Origin of the sequence: Caulobacter sp. 602-2, assembly GCF_011043625.1 — a bacterium.
In the GTDB taxonomy this organism is placed as follows: Bacteria; Pseudomonadota; Alphaproteobacteria; order Caulobacterales; family Caulobacteraceae; genus Caulobacter.
Genome location: NZ_JAAKGT010000002.1, coordinates 543,439 through 564,601, shown reverse-complemented (window position 1 = coordinate 564,601; position 21,163 = coordinate 543,439). Strand labels below are relative to the sequence as shown.

Genomic DNA, 21,163 nt, shown 5'->3' with positions numbered 1-21,163 from the left:
TTCTCGTCAAAGCTGTCCGTGCAGCTCCTCGGGGGATTCGATGACGCGCATCCATTTGACCGAGACGATCTTCCAGTTGGGGTCGGCTCGCTTGAGCAGCTCGAACATGCCGGCGAAGTGGTCGAAGCCATAGTTGACGTAAATGCGCGGCCGAGGATCGGCGAGGATGCGGTCGACGAGTACCCGATTGCGGTAGTGGAGGATCAGCGGATCCAGATCGTCTCCAGGTTTGTTGGCGCGGGGAGCCAGGGCGATGTCCATCAGGCCTCGGCACAGGATCCCGCCTAGCGCCTGGTGCTTGGGATCGCCATCCTGAGACCAGTTGAGGAAACCGCCGGCCAAGTCGGCGCTCTTGGCCTCGTCCTTCTTGTCCTCGGCCGCCTTGGCGACCTTGTCGGCGAACGCCTTGTCCGAAGCTACTAGGCGGTCGTACTCGCGCTTCAGGTCCAAGGTCGAGACGTCGGCCGCGACATGACGTTCGGGGTGCTCGCGGATGTCCTGGGCCAACAGTTGAAAGTACTGGCCTTGGAACGACAAGCCGCAGACCTTGCCGAGCTTCTGGTATTGGGTGTTGAGGTCGCCGCCATTGGCCATCAACTTGGAGAACCAGGCGTCGCCGGCCGGATCGGGCCTGACGCCTTCGTAATAGGCGACGTAGCCGTCGGCGAGGGCGCGCTCGAGATCGTAGATGACGGCTTTGTAGAAGCTTTCCGATCCCACATGGGCCATGCCCTGGAAGATGATGGTCTTGTGTCCGTTGGACAAAGTCACCTGCGGCGCGACGAGCGGCCGGCTGACCACCAGGGCGGACAGATAGTAGACGGGCGCGGCGGCGGCGATGGTCAACAGGAACGCCAAGGCGACGCCCACAGCGAGCCAGCGCTTGACGAAAGGCCGCCCAGTTTTGCGGTCGCGCAAAAGCCGCCAGACGGCGGCGACAGGGAGGGCCACAAGCGCGGCGACGACCAGCACCGCTAGTGGAACCCACAGGTTGAAAGCGATCAGGATCGGAACCGAAAGCAGGAACCCGACCCCGAGAAGAAACCAGAGGACGGTGGAAATGCGTTGGCCCAGCGACAGTGCAGGTCGTTCCACGGTCAGTCTCCATGCCCTCGGCGAGACAACCTTTGATCGACTGGCTAAGGCTGGCAAGACTATATCCTTGGTGCCTGAGCCGCAGGGCGCTGCATGACTTTCTCGGAACCTTCCGGATGCGCCCTATGCCTGGATCCTTGTCGCGTGCAGCTGTCACGATCCGCCTTTCGGCGTCGCTGCTCGCCGTCGGCCTCTTGACCCGATCAGCCTACGGCCAGGCGCCGATCGCGCCGCCGCCGTCTTGGTCGCTGGTGCTGGACTGCCAGGCTCGGGTATTCGCGATCGACACGCTGATCTGTGAGGATCCCGGTCTCCTGGCGTCTACGCGGCGCATGGAAGGGGCCTATGCCGCGGCGCTCGGCGCTGGCGCCAGCCCAGAGAAACTGGCCGACGATCAGCAGGCCTGGTCGAAGACGCGCAACCTCTGCGCCTTTGATCGAAAGGCCGCGCGATGCATTGCTCGCCTTCAGAACAAGCGGACGAAGGCCTTGGAACGCCTGGCGCGCTCCGGGCCCGCTGGTTAGCAATCGTTCACCGGTTCTGGTGAGTTTGACGGCTAGTCGATGAGGAGCCCCGCATGGACTTCATGAAGATGCTCCGCTCGCTGGAGGAGCTGCTCTACGAGGTGATGACCTGGCTGGTGTTCTACCCCAGGACCTTCTTCCTCACGCTCGTCCAGCCGCTCAAGACGCTGGAATACTGCCGAGCGCAGTTTCATCGCCCCGAGGAGGAGCAGTTCGATCGCTCGTTGGCGCCGCCGCTGTTCCTGCTGCTCAGCCTTCTGCTGTCCCATGCCGTTGAGTTGGGCCTGCACTATGACCCGTTCGCCGCGAGCCAGGATGCTCTGGCCAAGCTCTCCCAGCAAAACCTGATCATCCTGCGTGCTCTGGTGTTTGCGATCTTTCCGCTGATGTTTGCCATGCACCACGTCAAGGCGTCCGGCCTGCAGCTGACACGCTCAACCCTGCGCGGCCCCTTCTTCATCGAATGCTATCCGGCGGCGGTTTTCGCCCTCCTGGTTGGAGCGGGCATGACCATTGCCGATGCAGCGCCGCAGGCGCGCCTTGGCGGCGCGTCGCTCGCGCTTGCATCGACGGCCTGGTATCTCGGCGTCCAAACCTTCTGGATCAGTAACCTGGACAAGCGCCGCTGGCGCGGCTTCAGGATCGCGCTCTGGCAATGGCTGAAGGCGATGGCGCTGATCTTCGCCATCGCCCTGGCCTACGGCCTGGCCAGCGGCGTCACCGGCTAGAAGCGCCGGTCCGCGTCCATCGGCGTGCAGGTGCCGCGGAACTTGGTGAGGCCATCCAGCGTGATGTGTCCGCTGCGCCGATCGATCGTCAGCTTGGGCCGGTTGGCGCCGTTGAGCTTAAACTGGCCCTGGATAGTGTCACGGGAGATTGAAAGGTTGCTGATCTGGTACCATCCGCCATCGCTGTCGCCGTGGATGGGCGGGATCATGTTCTTGGCCGGACGTATCTGACCGACGTCGCCGTCGATCTGGATGGTGACCGAGGTGTCGTAGTCCTTGGTGGTCGGCTGGGTCCCCGAGCGCGGCACGTAGCGACGCTTGTCGGAATCCCATTCGTAGCCGCTGGTGTACTCGTTGGTGTATTTTTCGCCCTCGCCGTAGCAGATCAGAGCGATGTGCTCGCGATAGTCGTCAGAGTTAGGCCGGTAGGCGGGGCCCGGGCGATAGTCTACCTGCGGGCGGTATCCGCCGCCGCCGCCCTTGCGGCAGTCGGGCGCTGGCGTCGCTGTGATCGCGTCGTAGCGGCCGTTCACCGTCGTCACCGACAGGCAGACCCCGCGGCGCTCGTTCCACCAGTAGGTCCATTTGCGATCATCGCCCGACTGGCCGCCCACATTGATGTAGCCGCGCGAGGCCAACTCTGACTCTCCGCCGGCGGCGCGCGCGCCGACAAGGTCGCGGACATCGGACGGGGTCGTCTGGGCATGGGCGATGCTGGTAGAAAGCGCCAAGCCGACCAGGGCGGCGAACATAGGCCGTACAGATTTCATGTCGGGTCCTTGCTGAGAGTAGGGGCTCCTTACCAGGATCAGGTGACACTTCGTGCGCGTCTAAGTCGAGCGCAGCCGTGCGGAGGCGGTGCAGATTTTCCGGGACGCACCATTCGTGCGGCGGTGCACGAGCCGAAACTTGGTGCGGATCAACGCGGTTGCACCGACGTTCGGAGCCGCGGCGATGTCCGGTTTCGGGCGTTGGGCCAACTTCCGCTCATGGCGCGCGTCGGACGAGGACCGAGGCCTCGATGACGAGCTGGGGGCGATCGTCGCACGAAAAGGTTGTCGATCAGGGGGCGGAACAGGCCGCGAAGGCGCCCATCGTCGCGCGTGCTCGAGACGATCGAACGCTCCGGCGAACTCCTCTCGCGACATCACGCCCAGCGCGATGAGGATGCCGATCAGGGCCGCGGTAACGCCAGACTGATAGTCGCCCATCAGCAATGTGGATTCGTCAGCGGTCATGCGCTCGCTCCAATGTGGGCCTGACTCAGAACTCTTCCCAGCTATCGAGCGTCGGCGCCGCTGAGCCCCGGACCAGCATCGGGGCGCGGGTCATTGGGCGCGTCTTTTTGATCGCGCCGGGACGCTCGCGAGGCGGGCTGGACGCGGCGCTTGTCGCCGTGACCGCGCTGATTCTGAACCGTCCGACCATCTGGCGAAGCTCGCCTGCTTCGAACTTCAGGCTGGCGGACGCGGCGGTGGCCTCCTCGACCATGGCCGCATTTTGCTGGGTGACCTGATCCATCTGATTGACCGCGACATTGACCTCGTTGAGGCCGGTCGCCTGTTCCTTGGAAGACTGGGCAATCTCGGAGATCAGGCCGTCGATCTGGCCAACCTTCTCGACGATTTCGCCGAGCGCGCGGCCGGTTTCGCCGACCAGCTTCACGCCGCGTTCGACCTGCGAGCCGCTATTGGCGATCAGGGTCTTGATCTCCTTGGCCGCCTCGGCTGAGCGTTGGGCCAGAGCGCGGACTTCCTGGGCGACAACCGCGAAGCCGCGACCAGCCTCCCCAGCGCGGGCGGCCTCGACGCCAGCGTTGAGAGCCAACAGATTGGTCTGGAAGGCGATTTCGTCGATGACGCCGATGATGCTGGTGATCTGGCCCGACGACTTCTCTATCTCGCCCATGGCGGCCACGGCGTCGCCAACGATCTCGCCCGAACGAGCGGCGTCTGCCCGGGCGCTGGATGCCGCTGCCGAAGCCTGCCGGGCGCCCTCAGCGCTGCGATTGACCGTGGCGGTGATCTCGTCGAGCGCGGCGGCGGTCTCCTCGAGGCTGGCGGCCTGTTGCTCGGTGCGGCGGGAGAGGTCGTCCGAGGCTATAGAGATCTCGTCGGCTCCAGCGCCGACGCTGCCGGTGGCCGTGGTCACCGAACTCATGGTCTCGTCGAGGGCGGCCAGGGCGCGGTTGAGATCGTCGCGCAGTTTCTGGAACTGCGGATCGATCGGCTGGTCGAGCCGGCAGGTCAGGTCGTTAGCCGCCAAGCGCTCAAGGGCGGCGGCGATCTGGTTGACGGCGTCGACCCGCCCGGTCACCACCGTGGCGAATTTCACGATCTTCTCGACGCGGCCCCTAGGCCCGAACACGGGGTTGTAAGAGGCCTGGATCCAGACCTCCTGGCCGCCCTTGCCGACACGCTTAAACTCGGCGGCGACATATTCGCCCGCGTTCAACTTACGCCAGAAGTCAGCGTATTCGGGCGAGCCGGCGTAGGTCTTGTCGACGAACATCCGGTGGTGTTGCCCTTTGATCTCCGAGAGGCTGTAGCCCAGCGCGTCGAGGAAGTTCTGATTGGTGTCCAGAACCAAGCCGTCGGTGGAGAATTCGATGATCGCCTGAGCGCGGCTGATGGCGGTGAGCTTGGCTTCAAAATCCGCGTTACGCAGCTTCTGGTCCGTGATTACGGTGGCGACCTTCACCACGCGCTCAACCTTGCCCGAGCCGTTGCGGACAGGATTGTAGGAGGCCTGGATCCAGACCTCGCGACCGCCCTTGCCGATGCGCAGATATTCACGCGCATCGAACTCGCCTTGGCCGAGCTTGGACCAGAAGTCGCGGTAGTCTTGACTCGCTGCATACTCAGGCTCGACGAATAGGCTGTGGTGCTTGCCGACGATCTCGGAGAGCCCATAGCCCATGGCGTCGCAGAAGTTGGCGTTGGCGGACAGGATCTTGCCCGACAGGTCGAATTCGATCGTGGCGAGTGAACGATCCAGCGCCGCCAAGGTATGGGCCGGATTGCCATTCAAACGATTGCGTAACCCAATCACCGCGCTTCCTCCGAGGTCAAGCTTTCGCGCAAAGGAAGCGAACTGGGGTCAACGAACGGTAAAATTCGAAGGCGTGATTTGTCGCGGTCTTAGAAAATCGAGCCCGATTTGGGTTGCTTGTTCTCAATTAAAGGTAGCTATTTTCTGTTCAGAGAATTTGATGATGGAGAATATTGACCTGATTTCGCGCTATGCGGGAAACCCCCGACACGAACGTGAAGATTTCTAGCGACGATCTGCCGCATCGCATCGGGCCTGAGAAACGACCGGCTGATTTGATGACATCTACAGAGGAAGTTTGGCGCGCGGCGCGATTGGATGCTCTCGGCCCGAGGCGCGTGCGCCACCTGAGCGCCGAAGTCGTGTTCTCGGAGGTGATCCAAAGTCGGCTATTGGCGCGCCGGGCCCAAGAGCGTCGTGTTCTTGGTGCCGACGCAATGTCCGCAAATGGCGCTGGCAGGACCGTCAAGCGGTTGGCCCCTGACGCTTTGGAGTAGCGGACTTCAACCAAAGAAAGAGGGGCCCGAAGGCCCCTCGAAGTTAGCGTCCGCTAGGCGCGATGATCAGTATTCCATCGCCGGAACCGGAGCCGGCGCGACGTCCTTGGGCGCCTCGGCAATCAAGGCCTCGGTGGTGATCAGCAGCGAGGCGACCGAGGCGGCGTCCTGCAGGGCCGTGCGCACCACCTTGGCCGGGTCGATGACCCCGGCCTTCACCAGGTCCTGGTACTCGCCGGTCGCGGCGTTGAAGCCCCAGCTGTAGTCGGTCTTCTCCAGGAGTTTGCCGACGACGTACGAGGCGTCCTCGCCGGCATTGGCGACGATCTGGCGGGCTGGGGCCTGCAGGGCGCGGCGCACGATATCGAGACCAGCCTTCTGATCGTCATTGGCCGGCTTGACGCCGTCCAGGGCCTTTAGGGCGCGCAGCAGGGCCACGCCCCCGCCGGGCAGGATGCCTTCCTCGACGGCCGCGCGGGTGGCGTGCAGGGCGTCGTCGACGCGGTCCTTCTTTTCCTTGACCTCGACCTCGGTCGCCCCGCCGACGCGCACCACGGCCACGCCGCCGGCGAGCTTGGCCAGGCGTTCCTGCAGCTTCTCGCGGTCGTAGTCGGAGGTGGTGTCCTCGATCTGCCTGCGAATCTGGGCGACGCGAGCATCGATCTCGCCGCGCTGGCCCGCCCCGTCGACGATGGTGGTGTTGTCCTTGTCGATCGTGACCTTCTTGGCCCGGCCGAGCATCTCGACGGTGATGTTCTCCAGCTTGGTTCCCAGCTCCTCGGAGACCACATTGCCGGCGGTCAGCACCGCGATGTCCTCGAGCATGGCCTTGCGGCGATCGCCAAAGCCCGGAGCCTTGACGGCCGCGACTTTCAGGCCGCCGCGCAGCTTGTTGACCACCAGGGTGGCCAGGGCCTCGCCCTCGACGTCCTCGGCGATGATCAGCAGCGGGCGGCCGGACTGCACGACCTTCTCCAGTAGCGGCACAAGCGCGGCCAGGTTCGAGAGCTTCTTCTCGTGGATCAGAATGTACGGGTCGTCGAGCTCGACGCGGAGCTTGTCGTTGTTGGTCACGAAATACGGGCTGATATAGCCGCGGTCGAACTGCATGCCTTCCACCACCTCCAGCTCGGTGGCCAGGCTCTTGGCTTCCTCGACCGTGATCACGCCCTCGTTGCCGACCTTTTCCATAGCCTCGGCCAAGATGCGGCCGATCTCCTCATCGCCATTGGCCGAGATGGTCCCGACCTGGGCGATCTCGGTGTTGGCGCTGATCTTGCGCGCGTGGCTCTTGAGATCGGCCACCACGGCGCCGACCCCCAGGTCGATGCCGCGCTTGAGATCCATCGGGTTCATGCCGGCCGCCACGGCCTTGGAGCCTTCACGGACGATGGCTTGGGCCAGCACAGTGGCGGTCGTGGTGCCGTCGCCGGCCAGATCGTTGGTTTTGGAGGCCACCTCGCGCAGCATTTGCGCGCCCATGTTCTCGAACTTGTCCTTCAGTTCGATTTCCTTGGCGACGCTGACGCCGTCCTTGGTGATGCGCGGGGCGCCGAAACTCTTGTCGATGACGACGTTGCGGCCCTTGGGGCCCAGGGTGACCTTGACCGCATCGGCCAGGATGTCGACGCCACGCATCATGCGGTCGCGCGCGTCGGATGAGAACTTTACTTCCTTGGCAGCCATGGTTCCTACTCCTCTCGGTTGGGCTGTCAGTGGACGGAAATGGGATGGCGAATTAGGCGGCCTTCTTGAGCGTCGCCTCCGTCTCCAGAACGCCGAGGATATCGCTCTCCTTCATGATTAGCAGGTCCTCGCCATCGATCTTGATCTCCGTGCCGGACCACTTGCCGAACAGGACGCGATCGCCGGCCTTGAGGTCCAGCGCGACCAGCTTGCCGGCGTCATCGCGGGCGCCGGGGCCGACGGCGACCACCTGGCCCTGCTGGGGCTTTTCCTTGGCGGTGTCGGGGATGATGATGCCGCCCGAGGTCTTCTCCTCGGCCTCGATGCGGCGGACGACCACACGGTCGTGCAAGGGGCGGAAATGCATGCATAACCTCCAGATGCAAAACAGAATGTGATGGGTCCACCGGGCTCGCACCTAGCGGACGGACGTCAAGCTAGGCGGCGCCGAAGAGGCTTCAAGAGCCCGCGGTGAAAATTTTTCGACGGGGTTGGATCCGCCCCTGGCGGCCGTTTGCGATGGTCCCTGACGGCTTGACGCTTCCAGCGCCTGGGCCAAAAAATCAGCGCACGCGAATGCGCCAGATCGGCGTTCGCTGACGGGAAAGGATCAAAGAACAGGAGGTTCGATTTGCCCCGCGCCCGTGTCTCTAACGCCAAGCGCCTGGTCGCTATCGCCTGAGGACGCCGCCCATGGACAGGGATTTTCTCAAGCAGCTCGACGGCTACGGCCTGGCGACCGCCCAAATCCACTACTATCGGCTCGACTATCCGGCCGTGCTTCAGCTCTACGTCTGGCAGGAATACGACCTTGCTCCGCGCTTTCCCATGCTGCAGGCCTTTCTCGACCATTGGCGGCGCGAGATCGAAGCCGCGCTGCACTCGGTCCAGGTCGCCCACCATCGATTGATCGGTCCGTCGGAGTGGCGAGCCGTCAATGGCGTGATCTCGCTGCATTAGCCCCCGGCAAGCCATGCGCGGTGGCTCGGCTCCGCCTTGGCTTTGGGCCCGGTGACACCTTGGTTCACGGATCGAAAAATTTCTGATGCGAGCGTCTTGACGCGTTTCGGCCGTGTCCTAATTCATCGCCTGCTTGCCGGGCGCCGACAGGGCCTGGCCCTGGGGCGCATAGCGCGTGGCTCGGCGCCCCTCATGTCCAACTTGCTTTCGAGGAGATGGAAATGAGCACTGTTTTTGATTTCAGCCCTCTCTACAGCTCCATGATCGGTGTGGATCGCATGGTCGATCTCGTCGAGACCGCGCTCCGCACCGAGGCGAGCGCCAGCTATCCTCCGTTCGACATCGAGAAAACCGGCGAGACCGCCTACCGCATTTCGCTGGCGGTCGCGGGCTTCGCGCCGAAGGATCTCGAGGTCGTGGCCCAGCCGAACCTCCTGGTGATCAAGGGCCGAAGGGCGGCGAACGAAGACCAGGGCGCGCGAACCTTCCTTCACCAGGGCCTGGCCCACCGCGCGTTCGAGCGCCGGTTCGAGCTGGCCGACTATGTCGTGGTCAAGGACGCCGTCCATGCCCATGGCGTCTTGTCGATCGATCTGGTCCGCGAGGTGCCCGAGGCCTTGAAGCCCAAGCAGATTGCGATCGGGGTCGGCGCGCGCCAGCAGGCGCTGGAGCTCAAGCCGGCCAAGACGCGCAAGGCCGCGTAAGGAGCTGGCCATGCGCACGCATACCCATGCGAAAGATCGGGCTCGGCCATGGCCCGTTCGGCCGGCGGTCGGCTTCCTCCACCCCTTGGAGGTGCTGAAGGATCAGGATCTCGATCTCGCCGAAAAGCGCGAAATCCTGGCGGCCTGGGCTTCCGATGCGAGCGCGGTCGAGCATCGGCCCAGTCAGAGATGGCTCTTGGGAACGCCCGCGCCTGTGCCGCTCAGCGAGGTCCTGTCCGCGCTGCGCCGCCTGGACCGCGACCTGTTCTCTTGAGTTGGGGCGGGCGGCCGGCCAGCCGATGGTCGGCCGCCACTTCGCTCCGCTCGCTGCTTTGCGTTATGACCATGCCTTGTTTCATCTTTGTCGAGCCGTCGAGCGACGGCTGGATCGTTCGCGGCGACTTCCGCGACAGTCCCCTGCAGTTCACCACCGGCGCCCGGGCCGAGCAGGCCGCGCGTGACTGGGCGCATCGCCTGGCGGACGCCGGCGAGCCTGTGGTCTTGGAGATTCGCCTGCGCGATGGCGCGCGCGCCGGCCGGTTCCTGTTTCCGCCTCACGCGGCGGACACGGAAGCGGGCTTGGCACTGCGCGCTTAGCTAGGCCGCAAGCGACTCAGCCGTCGCCCGCATTCGCCTTAGGGCGGCGGCAAGGTCTGAAAGCGCCAAGGCGAAGGGCGACCCATCGCGGAGCGATTTCTGAGCCTCGGACCATTGCCCGCGATTGATTTGGTCGGCAACCAAACCCGCCTGCTGGTGGAAGGCCCGATGGTTTTCCAGCAAGCCTAGGAAGGCATGGTTGCCGGCCCAACGCCGGGCGCCCTCGCCGTGGATCCAGCAGCCGGTGGGGCAGTGACGATCCGATCGCAAGGCGGCCAAATCGATCGGTTGTCGCTCGCTCAGAGCCGCGACGAGCGCTTCGCGGATGTGGTGATGGTTGTGTGCGTGTTCCTGAAAATCCATGACCAAACCTCTCGGCTCAATCCAATGCGGGGGTTTTCGCGCAGGATGGTTGCCGGTTGGTTTTCGCTGGATCGCTGTCCACAGTTTTTGATGGTCTGATGCACGGCCCTTCTCTCGATCGCGCAGTGATTTCCCCCTGGCGAAACGTCGCGCTGTCAGATGGCGGCGGAAGGTCCAGTTCCTGGAGGTGCATCAAGGGCAGCAACTGGCGCGACCCGGCCAGCGATACAGACCTCCGGTTCGGCAGAGAAGGATGGGCTGATGTCATTGGCTTGGTCTGCTGTCGCCCTGCGCGCTAGACAAACTGGCCACCTGTATTGTTGGAGCGATCTCTCCCGAGCGAGCGAACGTGCATGCGATCGTGATCCGCTGCAAGTCCGCGCCGTGTCGCGCGAGCGCAGCCTTCCTCAGCTCAAAGATCGGCTTCGTCCCGCCTGGGAATGCTCGTGATGAGGGTGTGAAAATAAATACATCCCAAGGATGCACAATGTTGTGTTTTCCGGCTCCAGGCAAGCGGTCGTATGGGCGATCGCGAATGGGGACACATCATGCGCGCATCGATCCTCGGCAAGCTGGGCGCCGCCGTAGCCTTCACCCTTGGCGTGGGGTCGGCCGTGCCGGGCGGGGCCTTCACCCAAAGCGTCAGCCTGGGGCCCATCAACGCCGTGCCGATGGGACACGAGTGGCTGACCCGCATGTCGGCCATCGAGCTGCTTGGCTATTCGCCGGCCAGCGCGCCCGACCTGCCCGACCCCAACGACCCGCGGCGCGGCTGGACCGTGGGCGGCGGCAAGGCCTGGAACACCGTCCTGAACGGTCCTGGCCAGGCCGAGGCCCAGCGCATCCGCAGCCAGCGATGGAACGACACCCGCTACGCCTCGCGCTACAAGGCCGTCTACGACGCCATCATCGGCGAACGCTGGGTCGACCTGGCCGGCTACAGCGTCGCCGAATCGAAGAAGTGCTGGGACGCCGTGGCCCAGGAGCCGGCTGAGGTGCAGTACGATCACTTCATGCGCCGCTACGACGACAACGGTCCGGACGGTGGCGTACGCGCGGCGAAAACCTCGCAACAGCGCTTCGTCGACTACTTCGTCGCCGCCGCCACGGCGCCCAAGTCGAACATCGCGGTTTATGACGGCGGGGTGACCTCGTCGCTGGTGACGGTCGACCGAAACTACTTCCTGTTCGGCCGGGCCGTGCACCTGTTCCAGGACTCGTTCAGCTCCGAGCACACGGTGCGGATCGCCAGCGACAACTACATCAAGGTGCGTGAGGTCAAGAGCTACTTGTGCGCGCTGGGCTCCGAGCAGCACAGCCACTCGAACTGGGCAGTGGCCGTCGACTATTCCAGCGGCGACGTGATCTGGAAGGCCACGGTTGACGGGCGGCTGAACCCCAGCTGGGACGCCTACAAGGCCAGCAACATGAAGCCGACGGCTCTGGTCGCGACCGAAGCCAGCAAGGACCTTTGGGCCGCCTTCATCCGCACCATGGGCCTGCCGCCGGCCCAGCGCGCCGCCGCCGCCCGGGCCGAGGCCAACACCCTGGTCAAGAACTGGCTGAGCTACGACGAGACCGAGATGCGCGGCTGGTACGCCAACACCGCCAACCGTGGCGACACCTACGTGCTGGCCGCCGGACAGACCGGCAAGGGCATGACCCAGGCCCAGTGCATGAGTAAACTGGACTTCGGAACCACCGACCAAGCCTCGGCGGTCCGCCAGTTGCAGGACACCCAGCGCCAGTGCCTCTACAACGCCCTGCCCAATCCCGGCTATGAGGACCAGTTCGATCCGCAGACCCGGATCTGGTACAACTGGCGCTGGCGCAACGGGCCAATCGCGCCCATGAGCCCGACGCCCGCCGGCTGGCAAATCCCGACCCAAGCGGCCAGCACCAGCACGGTCGTGCGGATCCAGAGCGTGGCCAACGGCAAGTACATGATCGCCCCGGACGGGGTGGTCCCCGACTCGCTGATCTACAATCGCGACGGAACGCCGCTGGACTTCGCCCGGATCGGGCCCAACACCAACACGATGTTCCGATCCGCCCAGGACCCGATGCTGTTCCTTGACTACCGGGCCTTGACCGGGGCGGTGAAGCTGTTCGCCCCCGGCAACGGGACCCAGCCGGCCACCTACGACCTGCAGAGCGTCGGCCAGGGCACGTCGATCCGCAACACCTACTGGAACCAGTACATCTGGCTGTCGGGCGACGAACCTTATCTGACGCGCACGGGCAACCCTAAGAACGCCAACGCCCAGTGGCGCATCCAAGCCCAACCTTAAGGACGAGCGTGACGTGCGCTTCTAAGCGCAATTTGCGCGGATTGGTCTGGATGAAGCGTTCGGCCTTTGACCGCGACGTAGCCATTATCCTTTTGACAGGGTACGACCTGGACATCATCCCCCCGGACTTGGAAAGGGTGCTCTGCCTGCAGAAGCCCGTTCGTTTCACAGACTGGTTGAAGCGCTAGCAAGCTCTGATCTCCACAGCGATCTGTCAGCTGTACCGGCGCAAGGCTCGAAAGTCGTATTCATTGAATGGTGGGGTTCTAGAGCTGGCTCAAATGCAGTGGTTTGCACGGACCTGCGTCTGCTGCCGATGCTTCTGACGAGGCGGCTTTTCTTCCCTGCCGACGCCGCCGAACAGGCGCAGGCAGGATTTCCCGGCGCCGCTCGACGATTGTGAAACGACAGCGGCGGAACAAGCTGCACCGGTGAGCATTTCATGGGGGTCAATCCCCTTTGACCACGTGACTGCTAGGCCCTGGCGAGGTTCCCCCGAGCGCCAGGGCCTTTTGCATCCTGGATTTGGCCAGATCCGTGCTTCAAATCGCCGGCTCGGATCATGAGACCTGCTCGTCCGCGAGGAGCCATCCAGTCGCGGTGGAGGAACCGCACGCCCTTGGCCGCTGATCAAGCAGCGCCACAGTTTCTATGAGTGCTTGTTTACAGGCGACGTTCGAGAAAGATCTCGAAGGGGCGCCCGACCAAGGCGGCGATCTCGGGCGGAAGCGCAGGTCTTGGTTGATCATCAGTCATGGGCCCCAACTGCGTGGCATGGGCTTGAAGTGATCGCCGGCGGCGTTCGATGAGATCAGCGCACGCCAAGCCCCACACGTTCTTGGCCCCATGGCGCTGCACGAGGTCTGGATCTGTCCACCCCCAGACCAGGTATTCCATCACCGCGACATTACGGGCCAGTCGACCGCGCAGGTCGGCGCCGAGCTCTGCGGCGGCGATGCGAGCGACATTCGTCTCGCCGCGCCAGGGGGTCCAAATGCTCCACGGTGTGAACGCGCTGCACCAGTCTTCCAGCGCCTTCAGCGTCTCCTGATAGGCGGCAAGCCCGCTGGGGCGGGGGCGGTGGCCTGGCCAGTCGAGGAAAAGGACGTCGCTCTTGGGCACGCCAAGTGTCTCGAGCGCCCGGATCGCTTCGGATCTTCGCTGCCGTGCCAGTCGTTCTGGCGCGCGCGGACAGGAGCCCTCTCCGTCGGCCAGGAAGGCCACTCGAGGACGCAGCCCACGCTCGGCCCCGCGGGCCAGCAGACCGCCGCAGCCAAGCGTCTCATCGCCCGGGTGCTGTGCGATGACGAGCATGGTGGAAAGGCCCTCCAGAACGCTGTCGTCGATCGTGAAGGCTTGGTTGACGAGCGCCCCCCATACCGTCTCGCCGGCCGGCGTCACCATGGCTCCTCGTCTCCTGATCTCTCAGCGTTATGGTCTCACGTCCACGACGGCGGGTGCGCCGCCCCTCGCTCCGTTCCGAACCCCGTGGCGCCGAGGGGGATGGGAAAGAGATACATCGCAGGCCGCAGAGGGCCGATGCAATGCCTGCTGGTACAACTCGATCTCGATCTGATCGCGGCGTCTGGTGTCGCCGTTCGATCAAGGCGCCGACGGGGCGGGCTTGACTGGAACGCGCGCAGATCCCCAACGGCTTTGGCTCGCCGACCCGAGGTCGCAGGGGAGGGGCATCGAGCGCTTTTTTCTCCAGCAGCACGCCAATGCAGCTATCGGCGGGCGGCCTGCCGGGGCGCCCGCGTCGCGTTCGATCGAGAGCTCAGGCGATGCATCTCGCCTGGAGGCTGCGCCTGACGGCGTCTGGGCCTGCGAAGCGGCCAGCTCGCGATCAGTCGTGGCGTTTTTCGCCGTCGCTGGCCTCGAACGAGCGCTTGTCCTGCGGATCGTGCCCATGATGGACATCGCGCTCGCCGCCGCCGCCGGAGACGCGGGCGTGCTGGCCGGCGTGATCGGGATCGTCGCGATCCTTCACGACGGGATCGGGCCGCGGCTTGTCGCGGTTCTCGTGGCTGGCGCCGGGACCGCCCCAGCGATCGACCTTCTGCTTACCTGACATGGTTGGCTCCTCCTGGTTCAAGAACGGTTGGGGGCGGCTAGGGGCCGCCGCGGCCGCCGACGGCGGCGAAGACCTGGCCGGTCGAGTAGCTCGCCTCGCCGGAGGCCAGCAGGACGTAGATGCCCGCCAGCTCGGCCGGCTGGCCGGGCCGGCCCATGGGGCTGTCGGCGCCGAACTGCGGCAGCTTGTCGGCAGGCTGGCCGCCGGTGACCTGCAGCGGCGTCCAGAACGGGCTGGGGGCCACGGCGTTGACGCGCACGCCCTTGGGGGCCAGCTGCTTGGCCAGGCCCTTGGTGAAGATCATGATCGCGCCCTTGGTCGAGGCGTAGTCGAGGAGATTCTCGCTGGGCTCATAGGCGTTGACCGAGGCGGTGTTGATGATCGCCGAGCCGGGCTTCAGATGCGGGACCGCCGCCTTGGTGATCCAGAACATGGCGTAGACATTGGTCTTGTAGGTCTCGTCGAACTGGGCCGTGGTGATGTCCAGAATCGAGTCTCGCGAGAACTGGCGCGCGGCGTTGTTGACCAGGATGTCGAGACCGCCCAGCTCGCCCGCGGCGCGATCGACTAATTGCTGGCAAAAGGCCTCGTCCTTGATGTCGCCCGGGATCAGCACCGCCTTGCGCCCGGCCTCGCGGATCAGCTTGGCGACCTCCTGCGCGTCGGGCTCCTCGGCCGGCAGATAGTTGATGGCCACGTCCGCGCCTTCACGGGCGAAGGCGATCGCCGCGGCGCGGCCGATGCCGCTGTCGCCGCCGGTCAGCAACGCCTTGCGCCCTTGCAGCCGTCCTGAACCCTTGTAGCTGGTTTCGCCGTGGTCTGGCCGCGGCGACATCTGGCTGGTCAGGCCCGGCCAGGGCTGCTGCTGCTTGGGGAAGGGCGGCTTGGCGTAGGCCGTGGTCGGATCAGAGGGCGTTCCCAAGGGGCGGCCTTTCTGGGTCTGAGCCGTGGAGGTTCCGGCGATGGCCAGGCCGCCGGTGGCGGCTGCGAGAACGACGCGGCGGTCGGGATGGGTCATCTGGGCTCCAAGGAAAAGGGCCGCTCAGCACGAGCGGCCCGTCTGCCTAGCGTTCGGCGCCGCCGTCGCCGGTGCGCCCCGGCTGCAGGTCGCCAGCGGGTTCGGCGCCGCCGACCGAGCCGTTGTCGAGCTCGTCCTGGCCCGTCCTTTCGGCTTGTTCAGACGGGCGGCGATTCTGATCGGCCTGCTGGTTTTGCTGGCCCGGCTGGGCTTGCTGGCGCTCGTCCGACTGCTGCTGGGGCGAACGCGTTTCGCCCTGCTGGTTTTGCTGACCGGCTTGCTGGCGCTGAGGGTCGTTTTGTTGCTGCTGCAGGCCGTTGTCGTCGCGGTGCTCGGTCATGATCGTTTTTCCGTCCCTGCCCTCGCCGAGGAGCGGCGAGGTTAGGTCGGCAACGGGCCGGTGAGGGCCTGTGTTCCTGTCTGCGTCAAAAGGCACTTCAAGCTAAGCCCTTGACTTTGCTTTGGGAACGCTTGGCTCCCTCAAGGAGCTATCGGGGACGGGCGCCTATCCGCGCCCGTCAGGAGGACGACATGCCCCGAGGTGACAAAAGCGCCTATACCGACAAGCAGGAGCGCAAAGCCGACCACATCGCCGAGTCCTACGAGGACAAGGGCGTATCGACCAAGGAGGCCGAGCGGCGCGCCTGGGCCACGGTCAACAAGGACGACGGCGGCGGCAAGAAGTCCGGCTCGGGCCGCGGCAAGGACACCGGCCATCCAGCGTCCCACAAGGGCGGCAAGAAGGGTGGCTAGGCCTCGGCCAGCCGCAGCGCCGCCGAGCGCTCGGCCTCGGCCAAGAAAGCCGCCGCCACGCGAAAGCGCAACGCTGAGCACCATACTCGTCATTGAGGCCGGGGGGGCTCCGCGCCCGCCGCTCGAGGCAGATCTCGCCGCCAAGCTTCCAGAGCGGTTGGCGAGACGCATCGACGGCCTGAGCTTTCTCCCCGCACAAGCCCGTGGACAGCGGCCTACGCCGGCCTGACGGAGGGGCGCCGGCGCGCCGTCAGCAGCCCCTCAGGCTCAACGACCCTGGCTTCGTCGGCGGGAAACGAGGCGGTGAACATCTCGGTCCCGCGGCAGGAGCCGTTGAGGCGACGCGCCGGACCGGCCCCTTGGTCGAGGCCGCGTCCGGGACTTTTCGCAGGGCGGGGTTTGGCCCAGAGCGCCGCGATCTTGGCAACATGGTCCGGCGTGCGGTGCGATGTCGGGCGCTGGATCGGCAGTTGCGGGCCGGAGGGATGCTGCCGCCCCGAGGGATGCAACGCCGCGCTCATCGTTGATCCCGTCCGGGCTTGGCGGAGACGCCCGTTGTTGACGCGAGCAGGGACGCCGCGAGGCTTGGCGTGCTCCGCAGATCACCAGCGCAGGCTAGAGGCGCCAAAGCTCGGGAGTGCCGCGATCCGGCGTGGCTTGCCGCGTTCGACGCCCGATGTGTTTGCCTTGGATTGAGTGATCGGCGCCCGCGGCTGATCTTCGGCAATATCATTTGATAATTGCTGGGGCGCTGGGCGCCATTACTGAACAGTCGCGACGGATTGTCGCGGGAAGTTCTGTCGGGGTCTTATCGACCTGTTAAATCGCCGTGATCGACCATGGCCGGATGCGACAGGAAGACTGGTATGGCATTGCTCACCGAAGGGTGCGGGAGTTCCCCCTTCGGCTTTTCTTCAGCGTCGGCATCGCTGCGGCGATCTATCTCAACAACGCCAGCGCCTGGCCCGCGGTCTGGCTGGCCGCCACCGTCATGGCTCAGCTGGCCACGTCATGGCTTTCCCGCCCGATGCGCAAGGCCGGCTATCAGCCGAGCGAAGCGCGCAAGCGGCTGTTCATCGCGTCGGTGGCTCTGAGCACCGCCATCTTCGCAAGCGTGGCCCCGGCGGCCTGGTTCAACGAAGGATGGCAGGGCCGGGTCTTGGCCGTGACGGTGCTGGCCGGGGGCGTCATGAACGTTCGGCTTCACGCCAGTTCGTCTGCGGCCATGCTCTGGGCGGGCACGACCCCGTTCATCTGCCTGCTGATCGGCCTGCCGCTCTATTCGCTGGCCACCGAGCCCGGGAAGGGGGCCGCGGCCTTCGTCTGCGTGGCCAACCTCATGTATGTGGCGCATCTGGCGGCGGCGACGCGGCGCGGCTTGGCCGACGCCCGGGCGGTCGCGACCTCCCTGGCCCTGGCGCAGCAGACCGCCGACGCCCTGAAGGAGGCTGCGGCCAAGGCCGACGCGGCCAACGACGCCAAGTCGCAGTTCCTGGCCAATATGAGCCACGAGATCCGTACGCCCCTCAACGGCGTGCTGGGCGTCGCCGGCGCCCTGGCGCGCACGCCCTTGACCCAGGCTCAGCGGAGCATGGTCGAACTGGTCGAAACTTCCGCCAGAACCTTGGAGACGCTCCTGACCGACATTCTGGATCTGGCGCGGATCGAGGCGGGGAAGCTGGAGTTGCGGGCCGAACCTTTTGATCTTGCGGCGTCGGTTGGGGCCTGCGCCGAACTGTTCGACGCCGCCGCCCAGGCCAAGGGTCTGGACCTCACGGTCGACATCAGCCCGGACGCGGCAGGGACCTTCATTGGCGACGCCATACGCATCAGGCAGATCCTGTCGAACCTCCTCAGCAATGCGGTCAAGTTCACCTCGGAAGGCCATGTCCGCCTTTCGGTGAGGCTCGCTGAGGCCCAGTCGGGTTCGACGGTCATGTTCGAGGTTCGCGACACCGGCATCGGCTTCGACGAGGAGACCAAGGCGCGGCTTTTTTCCCGCTTCGAGCAGGCTGACGGCTCCAACACCCGCTCATATGGAGGCAGCGGGCTGGGGCTGGCGATCTCCCAGTCATTGGCCCAGGCGATGGGCGGCAGGCTCGAGGCCGAAGGGCGCCGTGGCCAGGGGGCGACCTTCACATTCGTGGCGCCGCTGCCGCGCGGCCAGGCTCCGGCGCATGAGGCGGCGGGGCCGGCGGGTTGTGACGCCCAGGCGCCCCTGGCCGGTATGCGCGTCCTTCTGGCCGAGGATCATCCCACCAACCGGCGTGTGGTCGAGCTGATCCTCGGCGCCACGGGTATTGACCTGATCAGCGTCGAGAACGGCGCCGAAGCGGTGGAGGCTTATCAGCGCGGTGCTTTCGACATGATCTTGATGGACATGCAGATGCCGGTCATGGACGGCCTGACCGCCATCAGGCGTATCCGCGCGCTGGAGGCGGCCGAGCGCCGGCCGCGGACACAGGTCCACGTACTGACCGCCAACGCCATGCCTGAACACGTCCAGGCGTCGCTGGCGGCGGGAGCCGACGGCCATCTGTCCAAACCGATCCAGGCGAGCCTGTTGATCGAGCGCTGCGGCGCCGTCTTCGCGCCAAGGCCTGATCTCGTGCGAGCCGCTCCGGAGTGAGAGGCCTGGAAGCGACCGGGGCGCGCGTCCGTCCACTGTCGCGACGGACGAGGCCTGGCCAGGCTTGCGGCTGACTTCGACACAAGGGCGATCGGTGCCGGCTAAAGCCTCGGACCCATCATTGCCGAGGCTAGGACCGGCGGGCGAGGTTCGGAGCGATCCGGCCGCTTGAGAGACACCACCTGCCCGCCAGCGCTCAGACCCCGGGTACGCCCTCCATCATCGCCTTCAACGCGGCCAGATGGCCTTTCACAGCCTTGCGGCCGGTGGAGGTCAGCGCCGTCCAGGTGCGAAGCCGTCCCTCCGACGGGCTCTTGCTGACCTTCAGATAGCCCGCTTCCTCCAGGGTCTTGATGTGCTTGGAAAGCACCGATTCCGAGACGTCCAGCGCCTCGCGAAGGGTGGCGAAATCAATGGTGTCGACGCTCGCCAGCATACAGCAGATCTGCAGGCGGTTGGGGGCGTGGATGACCGGGTCGAGGACGGCGAGGCTCACAGGGCGGGGCCGTCGCGCAGGTCGCGGCGGAAAGCGGCCTCCCAGACGAAGCCGCCGATCGTGACCACCCCCGCGGCGAGGGCGCCGATGACGAACGGGGCGGCGACCAGGGCGTGCTCGCGCGCCAACCAGGCCGAGAGCAGGAGCGACAAGGCCGTCAGGACCGCCAGGCCGACGGCGACCCAGCGCGTGCGGCCGGCGCGGTAGCCGCTGACCCACATGCCGGTGTGGCGCTTGTAGGCTCGCACCAAGAGCGCCAAGCCCAGGAGGAAAATCAAGTAGTAGCCGATCAGCACCGGGAAGGACTGCCCCTGCACGGCGACCAGGCCGCCCATCAGCAGGCCCAGGGCGGGATGATACCAGATCGGGGCTCTGGCGCGGCGGGCCAGATCGGTGCTGACAGCCTCGACCTTGGCCAGCATACGCGCGGCTTCGGCGGGATCGATCGACGGGGCGGGGCTCACGGGCGCCTCCTTACTTTCCATGTTGGAAAGCTAATAGGCACTTTCCGTCATGGCAAGTGTAAACTTTCCAACTTGGAAAGTGGCGTGGCGCGGCCGTGCAGATGTCTCGCGGCGCGTCGTCGCTTTCGCACAGCGGGCTCCAACGGATCCGAGCGCCGTGGCTTGGGGCGCCGTGTCGACAGCCGCCAGGCTCCAGGCGGTTCCGAAATGATCGTCGTTGATCTCAATGCGGCTTGCGACGGCGTGCTCTCGGCGTCGCGAGAGCCGAAGGACGGCTCCCAGCGCGACCGGCAGGCGCGGCGCCGTCGGCGTGTGAGCGACTTTTGCCAGGGGCGTCTTGACGTCTTTGCGCTCTGCCCTAATTCAACGCCTGCTTGCCGGGCGCCGACAGCGCCCGGATCGGGGCGGCTGACGCTGGTTCAGCGCCCCTCATGTCCAACTTGCTTTCGAGGAGATGGAAATGAGCACCGCTATTGATCTGGCGCCCCTCTACAGCTCGATGATCGGCGTCGATCGCATGGCTCACCTGATCGAGACCGCTCTGAGCGGCGGCGCCGGCACGCATTGTCCGCCCTTCGATGTCGAAATGACCGGCGAGGACGCCTATCGTATCTCCCTGGCGGCGGCGGGTTTCTCGCCCGCCGATCTGGAGATCGTCACCCAGGCCAATCTGCTGGTGATCAGCGGGCGCAGGGCGACGGGCGATGGACAACAGGCCCGGACCTATCTGCACCAGGGGCTGGCGCAGCTTCCCTTCGAGCTTCGGTTCCAACTGGCCGACCACGTCATCGTCAGCGGCGCGAGCCACGCCCACGGGGTGCTGGTGATCGATCTTACGCGCCAGGTCCCCGAGGCGCTCAAGCCCCGCCAGATTCCGATCAAGGCGGGGGCGGGCCGATCAGCGCCGCTTCTGCAAGACGCGTCCTCCCGGGCGGCGGCCTAAGGAGGCTCGCCGTGGACAGAGACGTCAGCACGACGGAGCGGGCGCGACGCTGGCCAGCGCGGCCCGCCGTCGGCTTTCTCCACCCCCTGGAGGTGCTCAAGGACGGCGAACTCGATCCCGCCGAAAAGCGCGAGATCCTGGCGGCCTGGGCGTCCGACGCCAGCGCCGTCGAGCACCGGCCTAGTCAAAGATGGCTCTTGGGAACGCCGGCGCCGGTGCCGCTCAGCGAGGTGTTGTCCGCGCTGAGCCGCCTGGATCGCGACAGCTTCTCTTGAGTTGGGGCAGGCGGC

At 65.6% G+C, this 21,163-nt stretch carries 24 protein-coding genes; 11 read left to right on the top strand and 13 right to left on the bottom strand.

Annotation, left to right across the window (positions count from 1 at the left end; translation table 11 throughout):
* Positions 1-6: 6 nt before the first annotated feature.
* The gene (locus G5B46_RS07055) at positions 7-1,152 is read right to left on the bottom strand and encodes a hypothetical protein (protein WP_205691515.1); all 1,146 of its coding nucleotides are present in this window, start codon (positions 1,150-1,152) and stop codon (positions 7-9) included.
* Between G5B46_RS07055 and G5B46_RS07050 the strand changes: the two genes are divergently transcribed.
* The gene (locus G5B46_RS07050; RefSeq protein WP_165257244.1) at positions 1,128-1,619 is read left to right on the top strand and encodes a hypothetical protein; all 492 of its coding nucleotides are present in this window, start codon (positions 1,128-1,130) and stop codon (positions 1,617-1,619) included. The genes G5B46_RS07055 and G5B46_RS07050 overlap by 25 nt on opposite strands.
* 53 nt (positions 1,620-1,672) lie before the next feature.
* Positions 1,673-2,347 carry a hypothetical protein gene (locus G5B46_RS07045; protein ID WP_165257242.1) on the top strand — a complete coding sequence of 225 codons (675 nt, stop codon included), beginning with the start codon at positions 1,673-1,675 and terminating at the stop codon, positions 2,345-2,347.
* Here the strand turns inward: G5B46_RS07045 and G5B46_RS07040 are convergent.
* The 5 genes from G5B46_RS07040 to groES form a co-directional block, all read right to left on the bottom strand.
* Positions 2,344-3,117, bottom strand: a complete 774-nt coding sequence (locus tag G5B46_RS07040; protein ID WP_165257241.1) for a hypothetical protein — start codon at positions 3,115-3,117, stop codon at positions 2,344-2,346. The two genes, G5B46_RS07045 and G5B46_RS07040, sit on opposite strands and share 4 nt — an antisense overlap.
* Positions 3,118-3,177: 60 nt before the next feature.
* On the bottom strand, positions 3,178-3,585 hold the full coding sequence (locus tag G5B46_RS07035; RefSeq protein WP_165257239.1) for a hypothetical protein: 408 nt from the start codon (positions 3,583-3,585) through the stop codon (positions 3,178-3,180).
* A gap of 25 nt (positions 3,586-3,610) precedes the next feature.
* A complete protein-coding gene (locus tag G5B46_RS07030) occupies positions 3,611-5,377 on the bottom strand; it encodes a methyl-accepting chemotaxis protein (protein ID WP_205691514.1) in 1,767 nt (588 codons plus the stop codon).
* A 584-nt stretch (positions 5,378-5,961) separates the two neighbouring features.
* On the bottom strand, positions 5,962-7,581 hold the full coding sequence (gene groL, locus G5B46_RS07025; RefSeq protein ID WP_165257235.1) for a chaperonin GroEL: 1,620 nt from the start codon (positions 7,579-7,581) through the stop codon (positions 5,962-5,964).
* 52 nt (positions 7,582-7,633) lie between these two features.
* Complete coding sequence (gene groES, locus G5B46_RS07020) at positions 7,634-7,948, bottom strand: co-chaperone GroES (RefSeq protein ID WP_101718699.1); 315 nt, start codon at positions 7,946-7,948, stop codon at positions 7,634-7,636.
* 326 nt (positions 7,949-8,274) lie between these two features.
* Here groES and G5B46_RS07015 point away from each other — a divergent pair, with 326 nt between their 5' ends.
* The 4 genes from G5B46_RS07015 (at position 8,275) to G5B46_RS07000 (ending at position 9,842) form a co-directional block, all read left to right on the top strand.
* Positions 8,275-8,541: a protein usg gene (locus G5B46_RS07015; protein WP_101718698.1), complete on the top strand. Its 267-nt coding sequence runs from the start codon at positions 8,275-8,277 to the stop codon at positions 8,539-8,541.
* 221 nt (positions 8,542-8,762) lie between these two features.
* A complete protein-coding gene (locus G5B46_RS07010; protein WP_101718697.1) occupies positions 8,763-9,245 on the top strand; it encodes an Hsp20 family protein in 483 nt (160 codons plus the stop codon).
* A 10-nt stretch (positions 9,246-9,255) separates the two neighbouring features.
* Positions 9,256-9,519, top strand: coding sequence for a hypothetical protein (locus G5B46_RS07005; RefSeq protein WP_101718696.1), 264 nt, complete (start codon positions 9,256-9,258; stop codon positions 9,517-9,519).
* A 71-nt stretch (positions 9,520-9,590) separates the two neighbouring features.
* Complete coding sequence (locus G5B46_RS07000; protein WP_116491641.1) at positions 9,591-9,842, top strand: hypothetical protein; 252 nt, start codon at positions 9,591-9,593, stop codon at positions 9,840-9,842.
* Here the strand turns inward: G5B46_RS07000 and G5B46_RS06995 are convergent, their stop codons facing one another.
* Positions 9,843-10,205 (bottom strand): CZB domain-containing protein, encoded by a 363-nt coding sequence (locus G5B46_RS06995; RefSeq protein WP_165257232.1) that lies wholly within the window; start codon positions 10,203-10,205, stop codon positions 9,843-9,845.
* 548 nt (positions 10,206-10,753) lie between these two features.
* Between G5B46_RS06995 and G5B46_RS06990 the strand changes: the two genes are divergently transcribed.
* Positions 10,754-12,496, top strand: coding sequence for a hypothetical protein (locus G5B46_RS06990; RefSeq protein WP_205691513.1), 1,743 nt, complete (start codon positions 10,754-10,756; stop codon positions 12,494-12,496).
* 663 nt (positions 12,497-13,159) lie between these two features.
* Here G5B46_RS06990 and G5B46_RS06985 read toward each other — a convergent pair.
* The 4 genes from G5B46_RS06985 to G5B46_RS06970 form a co-directional block, all read right to left on the bottom strand.
* A complete protein-coding gene (locus G5B46_RS06985) occupies positions 13,160-13,900 on the bottom strand; it encodes a PIG-L family deacetylase (protein WP_165257230.1) in 741 nt (246 codons plus the stop codon).
* A gap of 442 nt (positions 13,901-14,342) precedes the next feature.
* Positions 14,343-14,570 (bottom strand): hypothetical protein, encoded by a 228-nt coding sequence (locus tag G5B46_RS06980; protein ID WP_165257229.1) that lies wholly within the window; start codon positions 14,568-14,570, stop codon positions 14,343-14,345.
* Between the two features lie 37 nt (positions 14,571-14,607).
* Positions 14,608-15,588 (bottom strand): SDR family oxidoreductase, encoded by a 981-nt coding sequence (locus G5B46_RS06975; RefSeq protein WP_165257227.1) that lies wholly within the window; start codon positions 15,586-15,588, stop codon positions 14,608-14,610.
* Positions 15,589-15,634: 46 nt separating this feature from the next.
* On the bottom strand, positions 15,635-15,928 hold the full coding sequence (locus tag G5B46_RS06970) for a hypothetical protein (protein ID WP_165257226.1): 294 nt from the start codon (positions 15,926-15,928) through the stop codon (positions 15,635-15,637).
* A gap of 191 nt (positions 15,929-16,119) precedes the next feature.
* Between G5B46_RS06970 and G5B46_RS06965 the strand changes: the two genes are divergently transcribed.
* Both G5B46_RS06965 and G5B46_RS24320 read left to right on the top strand, forming a co-directional pair.
* On the top strand, positions 16,120-16,341 hold the full coding sequence (locus tag G5B46_RS06965; protein WP_240903369.1) for a hypothetical protein: 222 nt from the start codon (positions 16,120-16,122) through the stop codon (positions 16,339-16,341).
* 829 nt (positions 16,342-17,170) lie between these two features.
* Positions 17,171-18,970, top strand: coding sequence for an ATP-binding protein (locus G5B46_RS24320; RefSeq protein ID WP_165257224.1), 1,800 nt, complete (start codon positions 17,171-17,173; stop codon positions 18,968-18,970).
* Positions 18,971-19,166: 196 nt separating this feature from the next.
* Here G5B46_RS24320 and G5B46_RS06955 read toward each other — a convergent pair whose 3' ends face one another.
* Together G5B46_RS06955 and G5B46_RS06950 are read right to left on the bottom strand one after the other, a co-directional pair.
* Complete coding sequence (locus G5B46_RS06955; protein ID WP_165257223.1) at positions 19,167-19,466, bottom strand: transcriptional regulator; 300 nt, start codon at positions 19,464-19,466, stop codon at positions 19,167-19,169.
* The gene (locus G5B46_RS06950; RefSeq protein ID WP_346764883.1) at positions 19,463-19,930 is read right to left on the bottom strand and encodes a hypothetical protein; all 468 of its coding nucleotides are present in this window, start codon (positions 19,928-19,930) and stop codon (positions 19,463-19,465) included. The genes G5B46_RS06955 and G5B46_RS06950 overlap by 4 nt, the downstream gene beginning before the upstream one ends.
* A gap of 460 nt (positions 19,931-20,390) precedes the next feature.
* Here G5B46_RS06950 and G5B46_RS06945 point away from each other — a divergent pair, with 460 nt between their 5' ends.
* Positions 20,391-20,873, top strand: a complete 483-nt coding sequence (locus G5B46_RS06945; RefSeq protein ID WP_165257591.1) for an Hsp20 family protein — start codon at positions 20,391-20,393, stop codon at positions 20,871-20,873.
* Positions 20,874-20,884: 11 nt separating this feature from the next.
* Complete coding sequence (locus tag G5B46_RS06940) at positions 20,885-21,148, top strand: hypothetical protein (protein WP_165257220.1); 264 nt, start codon at positions 20,885-20,887, stop codon at positions 21,146-21,148.
* Positions 21,149-21,163: the final 15 nt, after the last annotated feature.

What these genes read in the sequence shown, in the direction of transcription:
- G5B46_RS07045 (WP_165257242.1), top strand. Translation starts at nt 1,673, where the DNA reads ATGGACTTCATGAAGATGCTCCGCTCGCTGGAGGAGCTGCTCTACGAG.
- G5B46_RS07040 (WP_165257241.1), bottom strand. Translation starts at nt 3,117, where the DNA reads ATGAAATCTGTACGGCCTATGTTCGCCGCCCTGGTCGGCTTGGCGCTT.
- G5B46_RS07035 (WP_165257239.1), bottom strand. Translation starts at nt 3,585, where the DNA reads ATGACCGCTGACGAATCCACATTGCTGATGGGCGACTATCAGTCTGGC.
- groL (WP_165257235.1), bottom strand. Translation starts at nt 7,581, where the DNA reads ATGGCTGCCAAGGAAGTAAAGTTCTCATCCGACGCGCGCGACCGCATG.
- groES (WP_101718699.1), bottom strand. Translation starts at nt 7,948, where the DNA reads ATGCATTTCCGCCCCTTGCACGACCGTGTGGTCGTCCGCCGCATCGAG.
- G5B46_RS07015 (WP_101718698.1), top strand. Translation starts at nt 8,275, where the DNA reads ATGGACAGGGATTTTCTCAAGCAGCTCGACGGCTACGGCCTGGCGACC.
- G5B46_RS07010 (WP_101718697.1), top strand. Translation starts at nt 8,763, where the DNA reads ATGAGCACTGTTTTTGATTTCAGCCCTCTCTACAGCTCCATGATCGGT.
- G5B46_RS07005 (WP_101718696.1), top strand. Translation starts at nt 9,256, where the DNA reads ATGCGCACGCATACCCATGCGAAAGATCGGGCTCGGCCATGGCCCGTT.
- G5B46_RS07000 (WP_116491641.1), top strand. Translation starts at nt 9,591, where the DNA reads ATGCCTTGTTTCATCTTTGTCGAGCCGTCGAGCGACGGCTGGATCGTT.
- G5B46_RS06995 (WP_165257232.1), bottom strand. Translation starts at nt 10,205, where the DNA reads ATGGATTTTCAGGAACACGCACACAACCATCACCACATCCGCGAAGCG.
- G5B46_RS06990 (WP_205691513.1), top strand. Translation starts at nt 10,754, where the DNA reads ATGCGCGCATCGATCCTCGGCAAGCTGGGCGCCGCCGTAGCCTTCACC.
- G5B46_RS06985 (WP_165257230.1), bottom strand. Translation starts at nt 13,900, where the DNA reads ATGGTGACGCCGGCCGGCGAGACGGTATGGGGGGCGCTCGTCAACCAA.
- G5B46_RS06980 (WP_165257229.1), bottom strand. Translation starts at nt 14,570, where the DNA reads ATGTCAGGTAAGCAGAAGGTCGATCGCTGGGGCGGTCCCGGCGCCAGC.
- G5B46_RS06975 (WP_165257227.1), bottom strand. Translation starts at nt 15,588, where the DNA reads ATGACCCATCCCGACCGCCGCGTCGTTCTCGCAGCCGCCACCGGCGGC.
- G5B46_RS06970 (WP_165257226.1), bottom strand. Translation starts at nt 15,928, where the DNA reads ATGACCGAGCACCGCGACGACAACGGCCTGCAGCAGCAACAAAACGAC.
- G5B46_RS06965 (WP_240903369.1), top strand. Translation starts at nt 16,120, where the DNA reads ATGCCCCGAGGTGACAAAAGCGCCTATACCGACAAGCAGGAGCGCAAA.
- G5B46_RS06945 (WP_165257591.1), top strand. Translation starts at nt 20,391, where the DNA reads ATGAGCACCGCTATTGATCTGGCGCCCCTCTACAGCTCGATGATCGGC.